Raw genomic sequence first — 20,873 nt, forward strand, 5'->3', positions numbered from 1 at the left:
CCCCCCCCCCCCCCCCCCCCCCCCCCCCCCCCCCCCCCCCCCCCCCCCCCCCCCCCCCCCCCCCCCCCCCCCCCCCCCCCCCCCCCCCCCCCCGCTGCGGGGGGAAGCACCTGAGCGATCTGTTACGACGGGGGAATCGCGTCAGGCACTGCGGGGGGTGGCCGAAAGGGTCGTAAGGTCCGAGACCTCCGGTTCTGCCATCCGGTGGTCGCGTTGGTCCAGGTTCACAAAGATCATGCCGTAGCGGATGGCGCACCGCACCGGCTGCGGGGCACCGCGCGGCTTGCGCAGGCACCGGTAGGCCCGTACGTCCTCGTCCTCGTCCCGGGTGACGACGACCGGCTCTCCGAACACGGTCACCATCAACGAGTCACCGCTGTGGGGGATGGCGGTGACCAGGTCGATGAAGTGCCAGCCGGAGCGGTAGGCGGTGGCCATCTCGCGTCGGAAGGAGCGGTCGTCGGGTGGGGTGGTCATGCCCGCACACCCGCCCGCACGATGTCCCAACCGAGATCCTGCGCCGACTTGGCCTGGGTCGTGGGGGGCTTGATGTCCCAGCCGAGATCCAGCGAGCTCGCCGTGCCGAAGACCAGTCCTGTGGAGAAGGCCACGGCAAGTACTGAGCGAAGCATTCTCTTGCACATGATGGGCTTCGTCCTCACTTCCCCTGTGTCTCTCCCCCGCTCTCAAGACGATGGCTCATCAAGCCACGTCAAAGCCACAGAAGCGGTGCATCATGTTCCTGCATGTACAGGACCCTGGGGGGTGGAGATTTGCCTCAAACTCACATGAACGGGACACATCCTCATGGGATGACGGATCTCTGTGACGACGGCAAGCGCCTGTACGCCGACGCGCTCCGACTGGGGCGCGTCGCCCGCGCGGAGGTCGAACCCGCCCCCTGCCTGCTGGAACTCGCCCTGCTGCACCCGGACCCGGACGATCCGAACTGGCTGCGGCCGGTGCCGCCCGCCGCCGCGCTCGCCCAGCGCCTGCATCCGATCGAACGCGAGATCCAGGAGCGCCGGCACTTCGCCATCGAACTCACCGACTCCTTCGAGCCATTCATGGCCATCAGTGCCCAGAGTACGGGTGAGACGAACGCCGTGACGGTGCACGAGGGCATCGACCGGATCAACGCGGCCATCGAGCGGGCCACCGCCGAGTGCCGCACCGAGGTGCTCACCGTGCAGCCCGGGGGCGGGCGCAGCGAGCACGTCCTCAGCACGGCGCTCAAGCGCGGGCAGAACGTCATCGACCGCGGCATCTCCATGCGCACGCTGTACCAGCACACCGTGCGGCACAGCCAGGGGACGCTCGCGTACGCCGAGATCATGGCCAAGGGGAAGGTCGAGATCCGTACGCTGGAGGAACTGATCGAGCGGCTGATGATCTTCGATCGCGAGGTCGCCTTCATACCCGCCCGCGACGACCGCCAGGTCGCCCTGGAGCTGCGGCACCCGGGCCTGGTCGAGTACCTGGTGAAGGTGTTCGAGCAGCTGTGGCGGCGCGCGGTGCCCCTGCTGGAGGAGCCGGCCTACGCGCCCCCGATCGACGGCATCACCGGCGTCCAGCGCTCCATCGCCAAGCTGCTGGTCGAGGGCCACGTGGACGAGGCGATCGCCCGCCGGCTCGGCATGAACGTGCGCACCTGCCGGGCCCACATCGCCAAACTGGCCGCCGCTCTGGGCAGCGGCAGCCGGGCGCAGCTCGGCTTTCTCATCGCCCGGTCCGGGCTGCTGGAGCAGGACCAGGACCAGGAGCACTGATGCCCGACGCAGAGCACCGGGCGCACGGGCCCGAGGAGCTGTGCCCCGTCGGGGCGGAGCTGTACGAACAGGCCCTGCGCGACGGCGGGTTGCCCGCCGCCGATGCCGTCCGGGCGCCGTGCCTGACCGCCCTCGGGCTGCTGCACCCGGCCCCGGGCGACCCCGCCCGCCTCGAACCCGCCGCACCGGCCGCCGCCCTGACCCGGCTGCTGCGCGGCTCCCGGGCCCGGGTCGCGGAGGAGTACCGGCGCGAGGAGCGGCTGGTGGAGCAGTTCGAACCGCTGCTGCGGCGACACGGTGCGCGCGCCCCGGGCACCGGCGCCGGGACACCGCTGCTGCGCCTGCACAGCGGCTTCCAGCGGATCAACGAGGCCATCACCGAGGCGATGGACCAGGCGTCCCAGGAGGTGCTGTGCGTGCAGCCGCACGCGGGTCTGGCCGGGGAGCGCGGCGAGAGCGCCCATGACATCGCCTACGGCCGCGATCAGCGCCTGCTCGACCGCGGCGGGCGGATCCGCACCCTCTTCCAGCACACCGCGGTCCACCTCCCGGCCGTGTACGCCTACAACGAGCGCCTGCACGGCGACAACGAGGCCCGCTGCCTGGACGAGCTGACCGACCGGCTCATCGTCGCCGACCGCCAGGTGGCCTTCCTGCCCGCAGACGACCACGGCACCCTCGCCCTGGAGGTCCGCCATCCCGCGCTGGTCTCCTACTTCGTGACCACCTTCGAGCGGCTGTGGCGCCTCGCCACCCCCGTGTTCCCCGAGCCGGTCCGCCGGCCCACCCTGAACGGCGTCACCCCGCGCCAGCGCGCCATCGCCCGGCTGCTGGTCGAGGGACACACCGACGCCGTCATCGCCGACCGGCTGGGCATGAACGTGCGTACCGCCCGCGACCACATCGCCCGCCTCGCCGCCACCCTCGGCAGCGACAGCCGGGCCCAACTCGGCTTCCTCATCGCCACGTCGGGGATACTGGAGCTGGAGGAGGCGGACCGGTGAACCACCGCGAGCACGGGATCGAGGAGCTGTGCGACGCGGGCACCGCGCTGTACGAACGGGCCCTGCGCGACGGCCATGTGCCGGCCGCCGACGCGGCGGGCGCACCCTGCCTCACCGATCTCGGACTGCTGCACCCGGCCGTCGACGACCTCGCCCGGCTGGAACCCATGCCCCCGGCCGCCCTGCTGGGCCACCTGCTGCGCGGCTCCCGCGCCCGCATCGCCGACGAGCGCCGCCACGAGGAACGGCTCACCGAGCTGTTCGAGCCGCTGATGCACCTGGACGCCGCGCGCGGCACGCAGGCCGACACCCCGACCCTGCGCATCCTCAGCGGCACCGAGCGGATCAACGGGGCCATCGGTGACGCCATGGCCTGTGCCGCCGAGGAGGTGCTCTGCATCCAGTCGCACGCCGGACTCACCGGTCCGCGCGGCGAGGCCGCGGCGGCGGCCGCCTTCGCGCGCGACCAGGCGCTGCTCGACCGCGGCGCCCGGATCCGCGCGCTCTACCAGCACACCCTGCGTCATCTGCCCGCCGTGTACGGCAACTTCGAGCAGCTGCGGGGCGACTTCGCGGCGCGCGGCCTGGACGAGCTGCCCGACCGGCTCATCGTCGTCGACCGCGTGGTCGCCTTCGTCCCGGCCGGCGACGACGGACGGCTCGCCCTGGAGGTACGGCACCCGGCCCTGCTGCGGTTCTTCGTCACGGCCTTCGAACGGCTCTGGGGCCTGGCCACGCCGATGTTCCCCGAGGCCGTCCGGCAGCCCTCCCTGAACGGCGTCACGCCGCGCCAACGGGCCATCGCCGCCCTGCTGGTGGAGGGCCACACCGACGCGGTCGTGGCCGAGCGGCTGGGCATGAACGTGCGCACCGCGCGCGTGCACATCGCGCGCCTCGCCGCCACGCTGGGCAGCGAGAGCCGGGCCCAGCTCGGCTATCTCATCGCACGCTCGGGGATTCTCGACCGGGAATCCTGACCGGGTCCGGCGGCCCGGCCTGTGGGGGCCCGTCCAGGCCGACCTGGGCGATGCGCACGCCGAGCTGGGTACGGCTGGCCGCGCCGAGGGTGTCCGACAGGCGGGCGATGTGGGCCCGGCAGGTGCGCACGCTGATGCCGAGCCGCTCGGCGATCACCGCGTCCTGGTGCCCCTCGGCGAGCAGTGCGGCGATGGTCCGTTCCCGGTGCGAGATGCCCTCGATGCCGGTGTCGGGCAGCGGCGCCGTGAGCGGCAGCGCGAGCCGCCACAGCCGTTCGAAGACGGTCACCAGATAGGCCACCAGGGCGGGGTGGCGCAGCTCCAGGGCCATCGTGCGCTCGGCGTTGGCGGGGATGAAGGCGACCGTGCGGTCGAACAGGATCAGCCGGTCGATGACCTCGTCCAGGGTGCGCGCCTCGACGGCGTCGCCCATCAGCTCCAGGTAGGTGAGCAGTCCCTGCCCGTGCCGGGCCACATGCGTGTACAGGTCGCGCATCCGCACGCCCCGGCCGCGCAGCGCCAGCGCCCGGGGGAGGCCCTCGGTCAGCTCGTCCTCGCGGCGGATACCACCGGGCTGCACGGTGAGCACCTCGGTGGTGCAGGCCGCCGTCGCCTCGTCCATCGCCGCCTGGATGCGGGACAGTCCGTCCAGGACGCGGATGGCCGTGCCTTCACCCGGTGGCGTGAGCGCCTGCAGCTGCCGGCCGAGTCCGGCGTACCACTCGAACGCCGACACCGCCGAGCCCACCCGCCGCTGGCTCTCCCTGACCTCGTCGTAGACCCCGCGCAGCAGCCGGGTCATGACCTCCTGCGGGGAGGTCGGCACCAGCCAGTCCATGTCGTCGGGGTCGGGGTGCAGCAGGGCCAGCTCCAGCAGGCAGGGCACCGGCTCCGCGTCCGTGCGCGGCACACGTCCGCGCCGTACGGCCCGGGAATACACGCGATCCCCGGCCTCGCACAGTCGGTCGGCACCGTGTGGATGCTCCTCCGTTCCGTGCCCGGCCATCGCCCATTCCACCCCCGGTTTGCTGCCACCTACGCAGCGCAACTATGCGCGGCGCCCGCCGGGTCCGCAACACGGCTCTCCGGGTCGCGGCCGTGACTAACCATGGGTTTGTCCGGGTATCGTCCGGCCTCCGCCCCTCGCACTGCAACAAGCTGATGGTGGTGAACCAGCCGTCCCCCGGGCATCGTTGGTTCCGCTTCCCCCGGGTGCACGGCACCCGGAGCGGCCCCGGTCGGACACCCCCCGTCGGGCTGGGGCCGTTGCATCGCGCCCACGGGGGTGGCGCGATGCGGGAGGGCCGCCCTGTGCGGCACGTGACGCGGAACGCCGCCGTCCGACCACACCTGTCAGCGCCGCGTCATGTGCCGCCCTCCCCTGTCCCGCTGAGGAACCGGGGGCGGGGAACGACTACTTCAGGCCGATCGCCGCGCAGGCCGCCTTGTACTTGGCGGTGCAGATCTGGCCGATCGTGTAGATCCCGTCGGCGACGACCGTGTCCTTGATCTTGTCCTTGGTCATCGGGCTCACCGGGACCAGCCGGGCCGGGATGCTCTTGGCGCTGGGGCTGTCCACCTTGTCCTGGGTGAGGGCGTCGAACTGGATGTCCTTGCCCTGCACCTTGGTGATGGCCATCTGCGCCGCGGCCTCGGCCTCGGCCGAGTAGGGCTTGTAGACGCTCATGTACTGCTCGCCGGCCACCACCCGCTGCACGGCGGCCAGTTCGGCGTCCTGGCCGGTGATGGGGGGCATCTTGGTGACGCCGGCCGCCTTCAGGGCCTTGATGATGCCGCCGGCCATGGCGTCGTTGGCCGAGTAGACCGCGGCGATGTTGTCCTTGCCGATCTCGCTGATCGCCTGCGCCATCCTGGCCTGGGCGATCTCCGGCTTCCAGTCCTGGATGTCGTAGGTCTTGGCGATCGTCACCTTGCCGTTCAGCTCGGAGAGCGCGCCCTGCTTGAACTGCTTGGCGTTGGGGTCGGTGGGCGAGCCGTTGATCATGACGATCTTGTCGGAGCTGTCCACGCCCGAGCCCAGCGCCTCCAGCAGCGTGCGGGCCTGCACCTCGCCGACGAGCTCGTTGTCGAAGGAGACGTAGGCGTCGATCGGGCCCTCGGCCAGCCGGTCGTAGGCGATGACCGGAATCCCGGCGTCCTTGGCCTTCTTCACCATGGGGGCGATGACATGCGAGTCGACGGCGTCGAGGATGATGACGTCGACCTTCGCGTCGATCATCTTCTGCATCTGGCCGACCTGCGTCTTGGAGTCCGCGTTCGCGTTGACGTACTGGGTGATGCCCCGCTTGCCGGTCAGCTCCGAGACCGTCCGCTTGATGATGGGGTAGTCGAAGTTCTCGTACCGCGTGTTCGTCTCTTCCGGCATCAGCACGCCCACGGTGATGTCGTCGCCCTTCGTCGGGCTCGCGTCGCTCGAACCCCCCGTCGCGTTCAGCACGCCGCAGCCGGCGAGCGAAAGGGTCATCGTGGATGCGGCCACGGATATGGCGATACGACGCATTCGAGGGCTCACTTCAGGTGCGTTCCGGACGTGGGTGCTGCTTTACGACCCAGGTGTCTGAAAAGCCAACGCGGATCGCCCACCCGGCGTCAAGCGGAATCACTTAACGAACGCGCAACAGCACGCTCCGCTGTCCTGTGAAGGGGTAGCGGAATCACCTGCAAACACTCTTTACGGACCCTTCATCCGGGGGGCGTCCAGGAGTCGGCGGAGTGAACGGATTCGATCACAAGATCGAACGGACCCGGCCAACCATCCACCGGTGCGTGACACGGCGCCGGCACGGCGAGGGCCCGCGGGGGCTGGAAGCCCGCGGGCCCTGTGTTCCACTCGAGTGAGCCGGCGGGCTCAGTCCGCCTGCTGCTGCCGCTTCGGCCGCCAGACCACCAGTGCGCTGGTCTGCTGGACCTCCTGGTACGGGACCAGGTCGCGGCGGTAGGAGGCGTGGACGGCGGCCTCGCGCTGCTGCATCGCGGCCGCCGCGCCCTCCAGGGCCGCCTGCAGCTCCGCGACGCGGGACTGCAGGGCGGCGACCTGGTTCTCCAGTTCGATGATGCGCTTGATGCCGGCCAGGTTGATGCCCTCGTCCTGCGACAACTGCTGCACCTGGCGGAGCAGTTCGATGTCACGGGCCGAGTAGCGGCGGCCGCGGCCGGCGGTGCGGTCCGGGGAGACCAGGCCCAGGCGGTCGTACTGACGCAGCGTCTGCGGGTGCAGTCCGGAGAGCTGGGCCGCCACCGAGATGACGTAGACCGGGGTCTCCTCGGTCAGTTCGTACGGGTTGCGCCGACGACCGTCCATCTGTGTCAATCTCCCTTCGCGGCCTCGAACAGCCCCGCCCGCGGGTCCTCGCCCGCGGTCGCCTCGCGATACGCCTCGAGCGCGTCACGAGCCTTCCCCGGCAGGTCCTTGGGGACACTCACCTCGACGGTGACCAGCAGGTCGCCGCGGGTGCCATCCTTGCGGACCGCGCCCTTGCCCCGGGCCCGCATCGTACGGCCGTTCGGCGTGCCGGGCGGCAGTTTCAGGGTGACGACGGGCCCGCCCAGGGTCGGCACCCGGATCTCGCCGCCGAGGACCGCCTCGGGATACGTCACCGGCACGGTGACGGTGAGGTTGTCGCCCTTGCGCCCGAACACGGGGTGCTCGCCCACGTGCACCGTGACGTACAGGTCGCCCGCCGGTCCGCCCCGCTCGCCGGGCGCGCCCTTGCCGCGCAGCCGGATCCGCTGCCCGTCCGTCACCCCGGCCGGGATGCGGACCTGCATGGTGCGGGAGGACTTGGCGCGGCCGCTGCCCTTGCACTCCAGGCACGGGTGCTCGGCGATCAGGCCGCGGCCCTTGCAGTCGGGGCAGGGGTCGGTGAGCGAGAAGCCGCCGCCCGAGCCCCGGGCGACCTGCCCGGTGCCGACGCAGGTCGGGCACACGCGCGGCGTGCCGTTCTTGTCGCCGGTGCCCGAACAGGCCTTGCAGGGCGCCTGGGAGGACATCCTGAGCGGCACCGTGGCGCCCTCGATGGCCTCCGTGAAGCTGAGCGTGACCTCGGTGTCGATGTCCTGGCCGCGCCGGGGCTGGGTCCGCGTGGTGCCCGTGCCGCCGCGGTTGAACAGGCCCCCGAAGACGTCACCGATGCCGCCGCCGAAGCCGCCGCCCTGGGCGGTGCCCCCTCCTCCGAAGAGGTCGCCCAGGTCGAAGTTGAAGGAGCCGCCGCCGGCGCCCGGCCCGGGACGGAAGCCGCCGCTTCCGAACAGGGCGCGGGCCTCGTCGTACTCCTTGCGCTTCTTGGGGTCGCCGAGGATGTCGTTCGCCTCGGAGATCTCCTTGAAGCGTTCCTCCGCCCTGGCGTTGCCCTTGTTGGCGTCCGGGTGGAACTCGCGGGCGAGCTTCCGGTACGCCTTCTTGATCTCGGCCTCGGTGGCGTCCTTGGGGACGCCGAGGACCTTGTAGTAGTCCTTCTCGATGAAGTCCTTGGTGCTCATCCCCGACGTCCCTCCTTCCTGCTGCTGTCCGCCCTGCTCCTGCCGGCGGTGATCACGTCAGCGGTGATTACGTCAGCCCTCCTCCGGGCCACCGTTCTCCTTGTCGTCGGCCGGCTTGGCCTCGGTGCTCTCCTCGGCGCCCTCGGCCTTCACGGTCTGCGCGCCGGGCTGCGGCTCGGCCACGGCCACCCGCGCGGGGCGGATGGTGCGCTCGCCGATGCGATACCCGGGCTGCAGGATGGCCACGCACGTGGTCTCCGTGACGTCCGGCGCGTACGAGTGCATCAGGGCCTCGTGGATCGTCGGGTCGAAGGGCTCGCCCTCCTTGCCGAACTGCTGCAGGCCCATCTTCGCCGCGACGGTCTCCAGCGACTCGGCGACGGACTTGAAACCGCCCACCAGTTCGCCGTGTTCGCGCGCGCGGCCGATGTCGTCGAGCACGGGCAGGAGTTCGGTCAGGAGGTTCGCGATGGCGATCTCCCGGACCGCGACCCGGTCGCGCTCGACGCGGCGGCGGTAGTTCTGGTACTCGGCCTGCAGGCGCTGGAGGTCCAGCGTGCGCTCGTTCAGCGCGGTGCGCACCTGGTCCAGCTGGGCCACCAGGCCGGCACTCTCGTTCGCGTCCCCGGCCGGGGCCGCCCCCTCCTCGGGGGCGGCCTTCGGCTCGGCGTCGTCGGGGGTGGCGCCGGAGGGGACGTCGGGCTTCTCTTCAAAGCCCGGGGTCTCCTCCGTCACGCGGCACCGTCCTTGCGCTCGTCGTCCACGATCTCGGCATCCACGACGTCGTCCTCGGCCTTGGGGGCCTCGGCGCCGCCGGCGGCCGCCTGAGAGGCCTGGGCGTCGGCGTACATCGCCTGGCCCAGCTTCTGGGAGACGGCCGCGACCTTCTCGGTGGCGGTGCGGATCTCGGCGGTGTCCTCGCCCTTGAGCTTCTCCTTCAGCTCGGCGACGGCGGACTCCACCTCGGTCTTGATCTCGCCGGGGACCTTGTCCTCGTTGTCCTTGAGGAACTTCTCGGTCTGGTAGACGAGCTGCTCGCCCTGGTTGCGGGTCTCGGCGGCCTCGCGGCGCTTGTGGTCCTCCTCCGCGTAGCGCTCGGCCTCCTCACGCATGCGGTCGACCTCGTCCTTCGGCAGCGAGGAGCCGCCGGTGACGGTCATCTTCTGCTCCTTGCCGGTGCCGAGGTCCTTCGCCGTGACGTGCATGATGCCGTTGGCGTCGATGTCGAAGGACACCTCGATCTGCGGGACGCCGCGGGGCGCCGGCGGCAGACCGGTCAGCTCGAACATGCCGAGCTTCTTGTTGTACGCCGCGATCTCGCGCTCGCCCTGGTAGACCTGGATCTGCACCGACGGCTGGTTGTCCTCGGCCGTGGTGAAGATCTCCGAGCGCTTGGTCGGGATCGTGGTGTTGCGCTCGATCAGCTTGGTCATGATGCCGCCCTTGGTCTCGATGCCGAGGGACAGCGGGGTGACGTCGAGCAGCAGGACGTCCTTGACCTCGCCCTTGAGGACACCGGCCTGGAGCGAGGCGCCGATGGCGACGACCTCGTCCGGGTTCACGCCCTTGTTGGCCTCCTTGCCGCCGGTCAGCTCCTTGACGAGCTCGGCGACGGCGGGCATACGGGTGGAGCCACCGACGAGGACGACGTGGTCGATCTCGTTGATGGAGATGCCGGCGTCCTTGATGACGTTGTGGAACGGCGTCTTGCAGCGCTCCAGCAGGTCCGCGGTCAGCTGCTGGAACTGGGCGCGGGTGAGCTTCTCGTCCAGGTGCAGCGGGCCCTCGGCGGACGCGGTGATGTAGGGCAGGTTGATCGAGGTCTCGGTGGAGGAGGACAGCTCGATCTTGGCCTTCTCGGCGGCCTCGCGGAGGCGCTGGAGGGCCATCTTGTCCTTGGACAGGTCCACGCCGTGGCCGGACTGGAACTGCTTGACCAGGTAGTCGACGACGCGCTGGTCCCAGTCGTCACCACCGAGGTGGTTGTCACCGTTGGTGGCCTTCACCTCGACGACGCCGTCGCCGATCTCCAGGAGGGACACGTCGAAGGTGCCGCCACCGAGGTCGAAGACGAGGATCGTCTGGTCGTCCTTGTCGAGGCCGTAGGCCAGCGCGGCGGCGGTCGGCTCGTTGACGATGCGCAGGACGTTCAGGCCCGCGATCTCGCCGGCCTCCTTGGTGGCCTGGCGCTCGGAGTCGTTGAAGTACGCCGGGACGGTGATGACCGCGTCCGTGACCTTCTCGCCCAGGTAGGCCTCGGCGTCCCGCTTCAGCTTCTGCAGGATGAAGGCGGAGATCTGCTGCGGGTTGAAGTCCTTCCCGTCGAGCTGGATCTTCCAGTCGGTGCCCATGTGGCGCTTCACCGAGCGGATGGTCCGGTCCACGTTCGTGACCGCCTGGCGCTTGGCGACCTCGCCGACGAGCACCTCACCGTTCTTGGCGAAGGCGACGACGGACGGCGTGGTCCTGGCGCCCTCGGCGTTGGTGATGACGGTGGGCTCGCCGCCCTCCAGAACGCTGACGACGGAGTTAGTCGTGCCCAGGTCGATGCCGACCGCACGTGCCATGGTTGATTCCTCCAGCTGACTTGAGTGGAACAGGCTCAAGTGTGCACGAGGAGATGCCAGGGGTCAACAGACCTGAGCCGGACAGGCTCAACTCTTATCCGTTCCTTATACGCAACTGGCCTCTGACCTGCGTGGATACCGTCGGTTTGGGCGGCTGGACAGGGATGCGAAGGAGTACGAGGACGGCGAAGACGACCGTTCCGACCACCCACAGCACCGCCCCGTCGCCGGTCCACCCGGTGTGCACGAGCACTCCCACGAGTACCGCCGAGAAGGAACCGGCACCCAGGAGGACGACCCCGCCCTGCGGGGTGAGCCCCAGCCGCCGCAGGCGGTGCGCGAGGTGGTCCGGGCCGCGCCGCAGCAGCGGCCTGCGGGCGACGGTCCGGGCGAGCACGACGAGCAGGAAGTCGGCGGCGGCGACCGCCCCGAGGCAGAACAGCACCCCGGCGGTCGGCCCGAGTCCGTACCCCGCGCGCGTGAAGACCGCAGCCGAGGACAGCAGGAACCCGGTGAACAGCGCCCCCGAGGCACCGAGACCCACGCGCGCGGGATGCCAGTTGTGCATCAGGAAGCCGGTGAGGGCCGCGGCGAACACGCTGAGCAGCACGGCGAGCCCGTCCATCACCTCGGCGGCGGCACAGGCACCCGCCCCGAAGGCGGTCACCACGCCCACCGTCCCGGCCAGCCCGTCGGCGTGGTCGAGCCCCTTGAAGGCCAGCGAGGCGAAGACGATCCACCCCACGGCCAGCAGCCCGCCCCCCAGGCCCGTCTCGTCGTAGGGCACCACACAGGCCGCCGCCACCGCCGTACCGGCGACCAGGACCCGGGCCCGCAGCCGCCACACGTCGGCGACCAGCCCCAGCACCGCGACCCCGGCGGCGGCGACGAGCAGCCGGCCGACCCCCTCGCCGAGCGGCGCCACCCGGCTCCACTGGCCCACCCACGCCACCAGGCAGGTGACGGCGACGACAGCGGGCCCGCCCAGCACCGGGAGCGGCCGCTGCCTGCGCCGGTCCGTGATCCCCGCGCGCAGCGCGGGCACCCGGAGCAGCGCCGCGAGCACGGCGGTGAGGAGGAGGGCGGCGGACGCCGCGGCGATCCCGTAGAGCACGGCTCCAAGGTAGGCGCGAATGCAGCAATTCGGGACGAATAACACGATCCGATTGTTCTGTCACATCATCGGATCTCCATAGGAACGACGGCTCCAGAAGGTGCACGGGGTCGCCTTCCGGGCCGGCAGGCGTTCCCCTGGCCGTGGGCTGCACGGTCGCGGTGGTCGTCCGTACGGGCGTGCCGCTCACCCTCGGCACACGGCGGGAGAATCGGGCCGGCGCCCGGGAGCACCCCGTACGCCGCCTGGTCCGCGATCCCCTGCTGGGCCTACCAGGGTCCCACTGAGGGCCCCCTCAGCGACCCAGATCACCCCGCGCTCTGCTGCATCCCGACGGAAGATGGGGGTAGTCTCAGACGGACTACATAAGTTACCGCTTAGTAATGTCGCCTAAACTCGAGGCCGCCTCAGGAGCCCCAATGCAACTCGCCGCGATCATCGTGTCGCTGGTCCTGACCGTGGTCGGCGTTGCGCTGCTCGCCCGTGCCATCGGCCAGTTCGTCCGGTACTTCAAGCTGGGCCAGCCCGTCCCCGCCGGTACCCGGACCGACAACCCCTACCAGCGCAGCGTGACCCTGGTCCGGGAGTTCCTGGGCCACACCCGCATGAACCGGTGGGGCATCGTGGGCGTCGCCCACTGGTTCGTGGCCATCGGCTTCCTGACGCTGCCGCCGACCCTCGCCCAGGCGTTCGGCCAGCTCTTCAAGGCGGACTGGACGCTGCCGGTCATCGGCGACTTCCTGCCGTTCGAGCTGTACATCGAGTTCATCGGCGTCATGACGACCCTGGGCATCCTCGTCCTGATGACGATCCGCCTGCTGAGCCTGCCGTCCCGCCCGGGCCGCAAGTCCCGCTTCGCGGGCTCCAAGGCCGGCCAGGCGTACTTCGTCGAGTACGTCATCCTCACCATCGGCCTCGCGATCTACGTGCTGCGCGGCCTGGAGGGCGCCCTGCACCACGTGGGGGGCTACGAGGCGTCGTACTTCGCCTCGTACCCGCTGGTCCTCGCCTTCAAGGGCCTCGGCGTGACCACGCTGCAGAACCTGGTCTACCTGGTCGCGATGATCAAGATCGGGACGTCGTTCATCTGGATGATCGTGGTCTCGCTCAACACCAACATGGGCGTGGCCTGGCACCGCTTCCTGGCCTTCCCGAACATCTGGTTCAAGCGCAACGCCACCGGTGAGACCGCCCTCGGCGCCCTGCAGCCCATGACCTCCGGCGGCAAGCCGATCAACTTCGAGGACCCGGGCGACGACGACGTCTTCGGCGTCTCCCAGGTCGAGCAGTTCTCCTGGAAGGGCCTGCTGGACTTCTCCACCTGCACCGAGTGCGGCCGCTGCCAGTCGCAGTGCCCCGCCTGGAACACGGGCAAGCCGCTCTCCCCCAAGCTGCTGATCATGTCGCTGCGCGACCACGCGCACGCCAAGGCGCCGTACCTGCTGGCCGGCGGCGGCAAGACCATGGAGGGCGAGGAGAAGGCGTCCGAGGAGCAGCTGAAGGACGTCCCGGCGTCCGCGCTCGCGGAGGCCGAGCGGCCGCTGATCGGCACCGCCGAGGAGAACGGCGTCATCGACCCGGACGTGCTGTGGTCCTGCACCACCTGCGGCGCCTGCGTCGAGCAGTGCCCGGTGGACATCGAGCACGTCGACCACATCGTCGACATGCGCCGCTACCAGGTGATGATCGAGTCCGCGTTCCCGTCCGAGGCGGGCACGATGCTCAAGAACCTGGAGAAGAAGGGCAACCCCTGGGGCCTGGCGAAGAAGCAGCGCCTGGAGTGGACCAAGGAGGTCGACTTCGAGGTCCCGGTCGTCGGCAAGGACATCGAGGACCTCTCCGAGGTCGAGTACCTGTACTGGGTCGGCTGCGCCGGCGCCCTGGAGGACCGCGCCAAGAAGACCACCAAGGCCTTCGCCGAGCTGCTGCACATCGCGGGCGTGAAGTTCGCGATCATGGGCGGTGACGAGAAGTGCACCGGTGACTCCGCCCGCCGCCTGGGCAACGAGCCCCTGTTCCAGGAGCTCGGCATGGAGAACGTCATGGCCCTGAACACGGCGTTCGGCGAGGAGCTGGACGACGACGGCAAGGTCACGGACGAGTCCAGGAAGCCCAAGTCGGCCAAGAAGATCGTCGCCACCTGCCCGCACTGCCTGAACACGCTCGGCAACGAGTACCCGCAGCTCGGCGGCGACTACGAGGTCATCCACCACACCCAGCTGCTGCAGCACCTCGTGGACGAGGGCAAGCTGATCCCGGTGACCCCGGTCGAGGGCATCATCACCTACCACGACCCGTGCTACCTGGGCCGCCACAACAAGATCTACACGCCTCCGCGCGAGATCATCGGCAAGGTCCCGGGCCTGCGCAACGAGGAGATGCACCGCCACAAGGAGCGGGGCTTCTGCTGCGGCGCCGGCGGCGCCCGGATGTGGATGGAGGAGCGGATCGGCAAGCGCATCAACAACGAGCGCGTCGACGAGGCCCTGTCCCTGAACCCCGACATCGTCTCCACCGCCTGCCCGTTCTGTCTCGTGATGCTCACGGACTCCGTGAACGGCAAGAAGAACGACGGCAAGGCCAAGGAGTCCATCCAGGTCGTGGACGTCGCCCAGCTCCTGCTGGACTCCGTCAAGACGCCGGTCGACCCGGCGGGCGAGGCGGAGACCGAGAGCGAGCCGGAGCCCGAGCCGGTGAAGTGACCGGCTGCCGCTGAACAGCACCGCGACGCCCCCCTGCCCACTCCGGGCACGGGGGCGTCGCTGTTCTGTCTGCGCTACACCATCCGGTGGCTTATGGACGCCACGGCGTTAGCCATGCCGCTGATTTCCTATTTATTCCACTATCCAGGACCTGAGCGCCGCCCCTCGCCGCGCTCTGCCCAAACTCAAGTCAGGAGAGTGGAAGAGATGACGACATCGCCGAGCTGGCGATCTCTCGTGGCCTCGGCCGCCGTGGCCGCTGCGCTCTTCGCAGTACCGCTGGCAGGCGCGGCGACCGCCCACGCCGCGGGCAACCCCTACCCGCCGCATCCGTCGCACACTCCGTACCCGCCGTACCCGCCCAAGCCGCCGTACCCGCCCAAGCCGCCGCACCACGACCACGACAACGACCACGGGGACGAGAACGGCCACCACGGGGCCGAGAACGACCACGGGGACGAGAACGGGAACGGGGACGAGAACGGCCACGACAACGGTCACCGCGCGGAGAAGCCGCACCTCGCGCAAACCGGTTCCGACCACACGAAGGAAATCGTCATGGGCGGCCTGGCAGCCGCTCTGGTCGCCGCGGGTGCAGGGACCATCCTGGTCGCCCGCCGCCGCGGCAACTCATGACGCTGCCCACCGTGCGTTTCCTCTCCCGTCCCGGGCGTCCCGGCGGTGCCCGGGACGCCCGCCGGGCACCCCGGCGCGTTCGCGGCCCCCTGGTCCGGAACGTGCTGCTGGCCGCCGCCGCTGTTCCAGCGGCGGCGGTCGCCTGGATCGGTGTCACCGGCGTGCTCGCCCACCACGAGCTCCTCGCCGCCCAGGACGACCTGAACGCGCTGCGCGAGTCGGTCGCGGCGGCGACGGGGTCCGCCGCCACCGGCGCGGTCGCCGCCGGACCTCCCGCGGAGTCCCGGCAGGAGCGACTGGCGCGCTCGGCGGCCGACCACGCCGCGCGGGCGCACAGCCTGACCACCGGACCGGCCTGGTACACCGCGGCCCGGCTGCCGTTCGTCGGCACCCCACTGGAGACCGTGCGCGGCATCGCGCAGGCCTCGGACCGGCTGGCCGGCGATGTGCTGCCGCCCCTCGCGCAGGCCGTCCCCCGTCTGACGGCGGGCGCCCGCACGGGCGGCATCCCGCATGTCCTGACCGAACTGGAGGGCCAGGCGCCCGCGTTCACCCGGGCCGCGCGGATCGCGGCCGAGGTCCAGCAGGACGCCCACCGCCTGCCCGGCTCGAGCTGGCTGCCGGCCGCCGACCGCGCACGGGCACAACTCACGGGCCAGCTCGACCGGCTCGTCCCGCAGACCCGCAACGTCGCCGTCGCGGCCCGGGTGGTGCCGTCCCTGATCGGCTCGCACGGCAGGCGCCACTACCTCCTCGCCTTCCAGAACACGGCCGAGGCGCGGGGCACCGGAGGCCTCCCCGGAGCCTTCGCCGTGCTGCGGGCCGACCGGGGCCGGCTGTCCTTCGAGCACTTCGGCAACAACACGGAGATGGACGGCAGCCACGCCGACATCGACCTCGGAGCCGAGTTCAGGAACCAGTACGGGAACAACGCGCCCCAGACGCTGTGGGCCAACTCCAACATGAGCCCGCACTTCCCCTACGCGGCCCGCATCTGGACGGCGGACTGGCGCAGCCACAGCGGCGAGCGCCTCGACGGTGCGATCGCCATCGACCCCGGCGCGCTCGGCCTCCTGCTCCACGCCACCGGCCCGGCCCGGCTGCCCGACGGCACCGCGCTCACCGCCGACAACGCCGTCGACGTCACCGAGCGCGCCGCGTACGCGAAGTACGACGACGTCGCCGAACGCAAGGCGTACTTCGTGGACGCCGCCCGCGCCGCCGCCGGCCGCCTGATGACGGCGAGCGCAGACCCGCGTCAGCTGCCCGCCCTGCTGAGTGCCGTGCGCGACGTGCAGCGGGAGGGGCGGCTCCAGGTGTGGAGCGCGCACGCGGACGAGCAGCGCCTGCTGGCGACACGGCCGTTCTCGGGCGTGCTCCCCGACACCCCGGGCCCGTTCGCGGGCCTCGTCGTGAACAACGGGGCCGGCACCAAGCTGGACTACTACCTCGACCGCAGCCTCGACTGGGCACCGGGCGCCTGCACGGCCGCGGGCCGCTCGGTCACCGCGACCGTGACCCTCACCAACCGGGCGCCGGCCTCGGGGCTGCCGGAGTACGTCACCCAGCGCGTCGACGACCCGCCCTACCGAACCCACCCGGGCGACAACCGGCTGCTCGTGTCCTACTACGCGGGCACCGGGGCCACGCTGCGGCGGGCCACTCTGGACGGCCGCACGGTCGAGGCGGTCCCCGGCGTCGAGCGCGGCCACCCCGTCTTCCTCTTCGACGTGGAACTGCCCCGGCAGTCCCACCGCACGCTCGTCCTGCACCTCACCGAGCGGGACGCCGACCACGCCCCGACGATCCTGCGCCAGCCCCTGGTGACACCGCTGCGGGCGGCGGTGAGGCCCGCGGCTCCCTGCCGCGGCTGAGCGGGCCGGCACACACGGCCGCTGCCGCCGCGACCCGGTTCACGGGCGCGGCGGCAGCGGCCTGCCGGTCTCGCGGACCGCTCTCACACCGGGGCAGGAGCCGAAGGAGAGGGGGAGGGCGAGGGGGAGGCAGAGGAGGGAGCCAGAATCGCAGCCAGCGCCCGGACCGCGTCGCGGACCTCGAGGGCCCGCGCCCTGTGGACAGGGGGCGGGGCGCCGTGCGGGTCGGCGATGCCGTCGCTCCCGTCCGGCGGGGGAGCCACGGCGCCGCGCCGGGACGCGGCCAGCCGGACCGCCTCCCGCGGCGTGCCGGCCCCGGTCCCGTCCGCGAGCCGGACGAACTCCCGCAGGGTGAAACAGCGGCGCAGCGCCAGCGGGCAGAGCCGCACGGCGGCCTCCCGGTGGCACCGCTCCAGCCCCAGCACCAGATCGGCGCGTTCGACGTCGCCGGCGTCCAGGCGCCGGGCCGTGAACTCGCGGACCGGGCCGCCGAGTTCGGCGAGGAGCGCGCGGGTGACGGCGTCCAGTTGTGCCGGGCGGGCGGCCGTGCCCGCGCTGCGGACCCGGAAGTCCGGCCCGGGCAGTGCCGCGGCCAGCAGCCGTTCGGCGACCGGCGACCGGTGCAGGTTGCCGGTGCAGACGAACAGCACCTCGAAGGCGGTCTCCCGGTCGTCGCACGGTGGGCGGCGGCCCGTGCCGGTGTCCGTGCTCATGCGTTTCCTCCCTGCATCCGGCCTCGCACGCGGTGACGACGCGGCGAGGCTCACTTCTCGCCGGCGGCGGACCGCGGGGCCGCCGCCGCGGGCTCCTCGTCGCCGGCCGGCAGGCGGGGCACGGGCACTTCCGCCGGGCCGTAGCCGTAGCCGTAGCCCTTGCCCTTGAGCGCCGAGGACATGCTGAAGACGGCGCCGAGGACCCGTACGCCCATCCGGCCGAGCGACTCGGCGGCGCTCCGGATCTGGTCCCGGCCGGTCTTGGACGCGCGTACGACGAGCAGCACGCCGTCGGCCAGCGGGGCGAGGCCGACGGTGTCCGCGACCGGCAGCAGGGGGGCGCTGTCCACGACGACCACGTCGTAGGTCTCGGTGAGTTGGCGCAGCACCTCGGCCATCCGGGCGCAGGAGAGCAACTCGGTGGGGTTGGGCGGCAGGGGGCCGCTGGTGAGCACGGACAGCCGACCGCCGGCCTGCTGCGCCACGTCCTCGACCTCGGCCTGGCCGATGAGCACCGTGGTCAGCCCGGCCGCCTCGACCAGTCCGAAGGTGCGGGCGACGGACGGGCGGCGCAGGTCGGCGTCGATCAGACAGGTCCGCATGCCCGCGTCGGCCAGGGAGAGCGCCAGGTTGACGGACGTGGTGGTCTTGCCCTCGCCGGGCACCGGACTCGTGACGACGATGACCTTCGGCCGCTGGTCGATCTGGGCGAACTGCAGATTGGCTCGCAGCTTGCGGAACGCCTCGGCACGCGCGGAGTGGCCGACGGTGTCCATCGCGATGCGCCGCTGGGCCGCGCCCTTCTCGAACGGGATGGAGGCGAGGACGGGCAGCGAGGTGAGTTCACCGAGGGCGTCGCTCGTCTTGACCGTGGTGTCGAGCGCCTCGCGCAGCGCGACGACCCCGGCGGCGAGCAGCAGGCCCCCGAACACTCCGCCGGCGAGGACGAGCAGCTTGTTGGGCGACACGGGGCGCTTGGGCACGACGGCCTGCTCGGTGACGCCGAGCGAGACGGGCGAGGCGAGGGCGGCGGACGCCGTCGCGGACGAGCCCCGGATCCGCTTCGGCGTCTCCAGCTTCTCGACCACGGTGGCGAAGCGCTGCGCGACGGCGTCGGCGATGCGTGCCGCACGTCGCGGTGCCGGGTCCCGGACCGTGATGTTGATCAGCACGGTGTTGAGCGGAGCCTCGGCGGAGATACGGGACGCGAGCTGCTCGGGCGCGTACGGCAGCTTCAACTCGCGCACCACGGGCGCGGTCACCTGGCGCGTGGCGACGATCGCGGCGTACGACTGGACGCGCGCCTGGGAAAAGGACTGCCCCTGGTTCAGTTCGGCGGTGTCCGCGCCGGAGCGGGTGGCCACGAAGAGCTGGGTGTGGGCGGCGTAGACCGGCGTGCTCACGAAGATCGCCGCCTCGGCCGCGCCGATACCGAGCAGCAGGCAGACCAGAATGGCCGGCCAGCGCCTGGCCACGACTTTGAGATATCCCCGAAGGTCCACGCACACCCCAGATCTTCTTGTAAATTCAGCACGGAATACGGCGCCCAGATTAGGTGCATTGGCCCACCGTTTCCGGCAGCCACGACAGCGCGCGCACACAACATCCGGTAATTCGTAAGCCGTTCGAGGGAAATAGACCCAGAAAACCCGGCGAGAAAAACAACGAGGGGTTTATGCGTACGAAAATCGTAAGTGAAGACGCCCGCGCACCGGAAACACCTTCCCGCAGACTCCGTATCGTGCTGGTCTCTTTCGCCTGCGACCCCACCCGCGGCAGCGAGCCGGCCATCGGCTGGGGCTGGGCCGAGACGCTGGCGCGGCGCGGGCACACCGTGGAGGTGCTCACCCACCCCGAGTTCGACAACGTGGCGCAGATCGCGCGCCGGGTGACGGAACTGGGTCCGGCGGGCGAACGCATCAAGGTGCACGTCGTACCGCGGCCCGCCGCTCCCTCCTGGACCCGGCTGCTGCCCGGCTTCCTGCGCGGCATGGCCGAGGAGGTCACCACCTACGGCGGCTGGCAGCGCCGGGCCCTGGCCCATGCCCGGCGCAACGGACTCGCCGCGGCGGACCTGGTGCACCACGTCTCCTACGGATCCCTGCAGGGCGGCAGTGAGCTGCGCCGCCTGGGGCCCCCGCTCGTGTTCGGCCCCGTCGGCGGCGGCCAGACGGCACCGCACAGCCACCGGCGCTTCATGGGCACCGCATACGCGCAGGAGCTGCTGCGCACGCTGCTGTGGGTGCGCTGCCTCAGCCGCCGGCCCGCCTGCCGCCGCACGCTCCGCGAGGCCGCGGTGGTCCTGGCCACCAACCGGGACACCGCACGGCTGGCCCGGCGGCTGAGCCCCACCGACACGCATCTGATGCTGGCCGACGGCATCCAGGAGTCGCTGATCCGGGAGCCGATGGCGGCGGAGGGCGACCGGCCGGACCGGCCGCCGACGGTGCTGTGGGTGGGCAGGCTGCATCCCCGCAAGACGCCCGAGCTGGCGCTGCGGGCGCTGGTCCATCTCCGGTCGGAGATCCCGCGGGCCCGCCTCGTCGTCCTCGGTGACGGGCCGCTGCGGCTCCCGCTGGAACGCCTCGCGCACCGCCTGGGCGTCGGCGACTGCGTCGAGTTCCGTGGTCTGCTGCCCCGCGAAGAGGTCTTCCGGGCCTGCGACGAGGCCGACGTGTTCCTCATGACCAGCCTGCGGGACTCCTCCAGCACCCAGACCCTGGAGGCATGGGCCAGGGGCCTGCCCGTCGTCCATCTCGGCCACCACGGCATCAGCGACTTCTCGGCGCCGGGCGGCGCGGTCTCCGTACCGCTCGGCGACCCGGCGGACCTGCCGCAGCGCATCGCCTGCGCGCTCGGCGGCGTGCTCAGGGAGCGGCAGACCCGCCAGGGCATGGAACGGGCCGCGCTGTCCTGGGCCCGGAAGCACACCTGGACGGCGAAGGCGGAGTTCGCCGAACAGCTCTACGACGCCATCGTGCCCGCCGCCAGATGAGGCCCCGGCCGCCCGGCCCGGC

The 20,873-nt window shown here is 71.4% G+C and carries 18 protein-coding genes; 7 read left to right on the plus strand and 11 right to left on the minus strand.

Annotated features, from left to right (window positions below; genetic code table 11):
* Positions 1–141: 141 nt before the first annotated feature.
* A complete protein-coding gene (locus ACZ404_RS31380; protein WP_468445774.1) occupies positions 142–477 on the minus strand; it encodes a hypothetical protein in 336 nt (111 codons plus the stop codon).
* Positions 474–611, minus strand: coding sequence for a hypothetical protein (locus tag ACZ404_RS31385; RefSeq protein WP_468445776.1), 138 nt, complete (start codon positions 609–611; stop codon positions 474–476). Before ACZ404_RS31385 ends, ACZ404_RS31380 begins: the two co-directional genes overlap by 4 nt.
* A gap of 201 nt (positions 612–812) precedes the next feature.
* Here ACZ404_RS31385 and ACZ404_RS31390 point away from each other — a divergent pair, with 201 nt between their 5' ends.
* From ACZ404_RS31390 to ACZ404_RS31400, 3 genes are read left to right on the plus strand one after another with little or no spacing between them, the layout of a single operon-like run.
* Positions 813–1,769, plus strand: coding sequence for a helix-turn-helix transcriptional regulator (locus tag ACZ404_RS31390; protein ID WP_468445778.1), 957 nt, complete (start codon positions 813–815; stop codon positions 1,767–1,769).
* Positions 1,769–2,773 carry a helix-turn-helix transcriptional regulator gene (locus ACZ404_RS31395; protein WP_468445780.1) on the plus strand — a complete coding sequence of 335 codons (1,005 nt, stop codon included), beginning with the start codon at positions 1,769–1,771 and terminating at the stop codon, positions 2,771–2,773. The genes ACZ404_RS31390 and ACZ404_RS31395 overlap by 1 nt, the downstream gene beginning before the upstream one ends.
* Positions 2,770–3,750, plus strand: a complete 981-nt coding sequence (locus ACZ404_RS31400; protein WP_468445782.1) for a helix-turn-helix transcriptional regulator — start codon at positions 2,770–2,772, stop codon at positions 3,748–3,750. Before ACZ404_RS31395 ends, ACZ404_RS31400 begins: the two co-directional genes overlap by 4 nt.
* Here ACZ404_RS31400 and ACZ404_RS31405 read toward each other — a convergent pair.
* The 7 genes from ACZ404_RS31405 to ACZ404_RS31435 all read right to left on the minus strand — a co-directional run bounded on the left by ACZ404_RS31405 (position 3,713) and on the right by ACZ404_RS31435 (position 11,931).
* Positions 3,713–4,756 (minus strand): helix-turn-helix transcriptional regulator, encoded by a 1,044-nt coding sequence (locus tag ACZ404_RS31405; RefSeq protein WP_468445784.1) that lies wholly within the window; start codon positions 4,754–4,756, stop codon positions 3,713–3,715. The two genes, ACZ404_RS31400 and ACZ404_RS31405, sit on opposite strands and share 38 nt — an antisense overlap.
* Positions 4,757–5,164: 408 nt before the next feature.
* The gene (locus tag ACZ404_RS31410) at positions 5,165–6,271 is read right to left on the minus strand and encodes a sugar ABC transporter substrate-binding protein (protein ID WP_468445786.1); all 1,107 of its coding nucleotides are present in this window, start codon (positions 6,269–6,271) and stop codon (positions 5,165–5,167) included.
* A gap of 348 nt (positions 6,272–6,619) precedes the next feature.
* Positions 6,620–7,072: a heat shock protein transcriptional repressor HspR gene (locus tag ACZ404_RS31415; RefSeq protein WP_468445788.1), complete on the minus strand. Its 453-nt coding sequence runs from the start codon at positions 7,070–7,072 to the stop codon at positions 6,620–6,622.
* A gap of 5 nt (positions 7,073–7,077) precedes the next feature.
* On the minus strand, positions 7,078–8,250 hold the full coding sequence (gene dnaJ, locus ACZ404_RS31420) for a molecular chaperone DnaJ (RefSeq protein WP_468445790.1): 1,173 nt from the start codon (positions 8,248–8,250) through the stop codon (positions 7,078–7,080).
* A 72-nt stretch (positions 8,251–8,322) separates the two neighbouring features.
* On the minus strand, positions 8,323–8,985 hold the full coding sequence (gene grpE, locus ACZ404_RS31425; RefSeq protein ID WP_468445792.1) for a nucleotide exchange factor GrpE: 663 nt from the start codon (positions 8,983–8,985) through the stop codon (positions 8,323–8,325).
* Positions 8,982–10,817, minus strand: a complete 1,836-nt coding sequence (gene dnaK, locus ACZ404_RS31430; RefSeq protein WP_468445794.1) for a molecular chaperone DnaK — start codon at positions 10,815–10,817, stop codon at positions 8,982–8,984. The genes grpE and dnaK overlap by 4 nt, the downstream gene beginning before the upstream one ends.
* 94 nt (positions 10,818–10,911) lie before the next feature.
* Positions 10,912–11,931, minus strand: coding sequence for an MraY family glycosyltransferase (locus tag ACZ404_RS31435; protein ID WP_468445796.1), 1,020 nt, complete (start codon positions 11,929–11,931; stop codon positions 10,912–10,914).
* Positions 11,932–12,350: 419 nt separating this feature from the next.
* On the opposite strand from ACZ404_RS31435, the gene ACZ404_RS31440 reads away from it, so the two are divergent.
* The 3 genes from ACZ404_RS31440 to ACZ404_RS31450 all read left to right on the plus strand — a co-directional run bounded on the left by ACZ404_RS31440 (position 12,351) and on the right by ACZ404_RS31450 (position 17,143).
* Positions 12,351–14,633: a (Fe-S)-binding protein gene (locus ACZ404_RS31440; RefSeq protein ID WP_468445798.1), complete on the plus strand. Its 2,283-nt coding sequence runs from the start codon at positions 12,351–12,353 to the stop codon at positions 14,631–14,633.
* A gap of 207 nt (positions 14,634–14,840) precedes the next feature.
* Positions 14,841–15,269, plus strand: coding sequence for an LPXTG cell wall anchor domain-containing protein (locus tag ACZ404_RS31445; RefSeq protein ID WP_468445800.1), 429 nt, complete (start codon positions 14,841–14,843; stop codon positions 15,267–15,269).
* 11 nt (positions 15,270–15,280) lie between these two features.
* The gene (locus tag ACZ404_RS31450) at positions 15,281–17,143 is read left to right on the plus strand and encodes a DUF4012 domain-containing protein (protein WP_468445802.1); all 1,863 of its coding nucleotides are present in this window, start codon (positions 15,281–15,283) and stop codon (positions 17,141–17,143) included.
* Positions 17,144–17,226: 83 nt separating this feature from the next.
* Here the strand turns inward: ACZ404_RS31450 and ACZ404_RS31455 are convergent, their stop codons facing one another.
* Both ACZ404_RS31455 and ACZ404_RS31460 read right to left on the minus strand, forming a co-directional pair.
* The gene (locus tag ACZ404_RS31455) at positions 17,227–17,856 is read right to left on the minus strand and encodes an arsenate reductase/protein-tyrosine-phosphatase family protein (protein ID WP_468445804.1); all 630 of its coding nucleotides are present in this window, start codon (positions 17,854–17,856) and stop codon (positions 17,227–17,229) included.
* 50 nt (positions 17,857–17,906) lie between these two features.
* Positions 17,907–19,457: a tyrosine-protein kinase domain-containing protein gene (locus tag ACZ404_RS31460; RefSeq protein WP_468445806.1), complete on the minus strand. Its 1,551-nt coding sequence runs from the start codon at positions 19,455–19,457 to the stop codon at positions 17,907–17,909.
* A gap of 140 nt (positions 19,458–19,597) precedes the next feature.
* Between ACZ404_RS31460 and ACZ404_RS31465 the strand changes: the two genes are divergently transcribed.
* Positions 19,598–20,851, plus strand: coding sequence for a glycosyltransferase (locus tag ACZ404_RS31465; RefSeq protein ID WP_468445808.1), 1,254 nt, complete (start codon positions 19,598–19,600; stop codon positions 20,849–20,851).
* The last annotated feature ends 22 nt before the right edge of the window (positions 20,852–20,873 follow it).

Source organism: Streptomyces sp. NPDC030798 (genome assembly GCF_055572275.1).

Excerpts from the sequence above, each read along its gene's own strand:
- dnaJ (WP_468445790.1), bottom strand. The coding sequence starts at position 8,250 with ATGAGCACCAAGGACTTCATCGAGAAGGACTACTACAAGGTCCTCGGC.
- ACZ404_RS31390 (WP_468445778.1), top strand. The coding sequence starts at position 813 with ATGACGGATCTCTGTGACGACGGCAAGCGCCTGTACGCCGACGCGCTC.
- ACZ404_RS31380 (WP_468445774.1), bottom strand. The coding sequence starts at position 477 with ATGACCACCCCACCCGACGACCGCTCCTTCCGACGCGAGATGGCCACC.
- ACZ404_RS31410 (WP_468445786.1), bottom strand. The coding sequence starts at position 6,271 with ATGCGTCGTATCGCCATATCCGTGGCCGCATCCACGATGACCCTTTCG.
- ACZ404_RS31440 (WP_468445798.1), top strand. The coding sequence starts at position 12,351 with ATGCAACTCGCCGCGATCATCGTGTCGCTGGTCCTGACCGTGGTCGGC.
- ACZ404_RS31445 (WP_468445800.1), top strand. The coding sequence starts at position 14,841 with ATGACGACATCGCCGAGCTGGCGATCTCTCGTGGCCTCGGCCGCCGTG.
- dnaK (WP_468445794.1), bottom strand. The coding sequence starts at position 10,817 with ATGGCACGTGCGGTCGGCATCGACCTGGGCACGACTAACTCCGTCGTC.
- ACZ404_RS31455 (WP_468445804.1), bottom strand. The coding sequence starts at position 17,856 with ATGAGCACGGACACCGGCACGGGCCGCCGCCCACCGTGCGACGACCGG.
- ACZ404_RS31415 (WP_468445788.1), bottom strand. The coding sequence starts at position 7,072 with ATGGACGGTCGTCGGCGCAACCCGTACGAACTGACCGAGGAGACCCCG.
- ACZ404_RS31395 (WP_468445780.1), top strand. The coding sequence starts at position 1,769 with ATGCCCGACGCAGAGCACCGGGCGCACGGGCCCGAGGAGCTGTGCCCC.
- ACZ404_RS31405 (WP_468445784.1), bottom strand. The coding sequence starts at position 4,756 with ATGGCCGGGCACGGAACGGAGGAGCATCCACACGGTGCCGACCGACTG.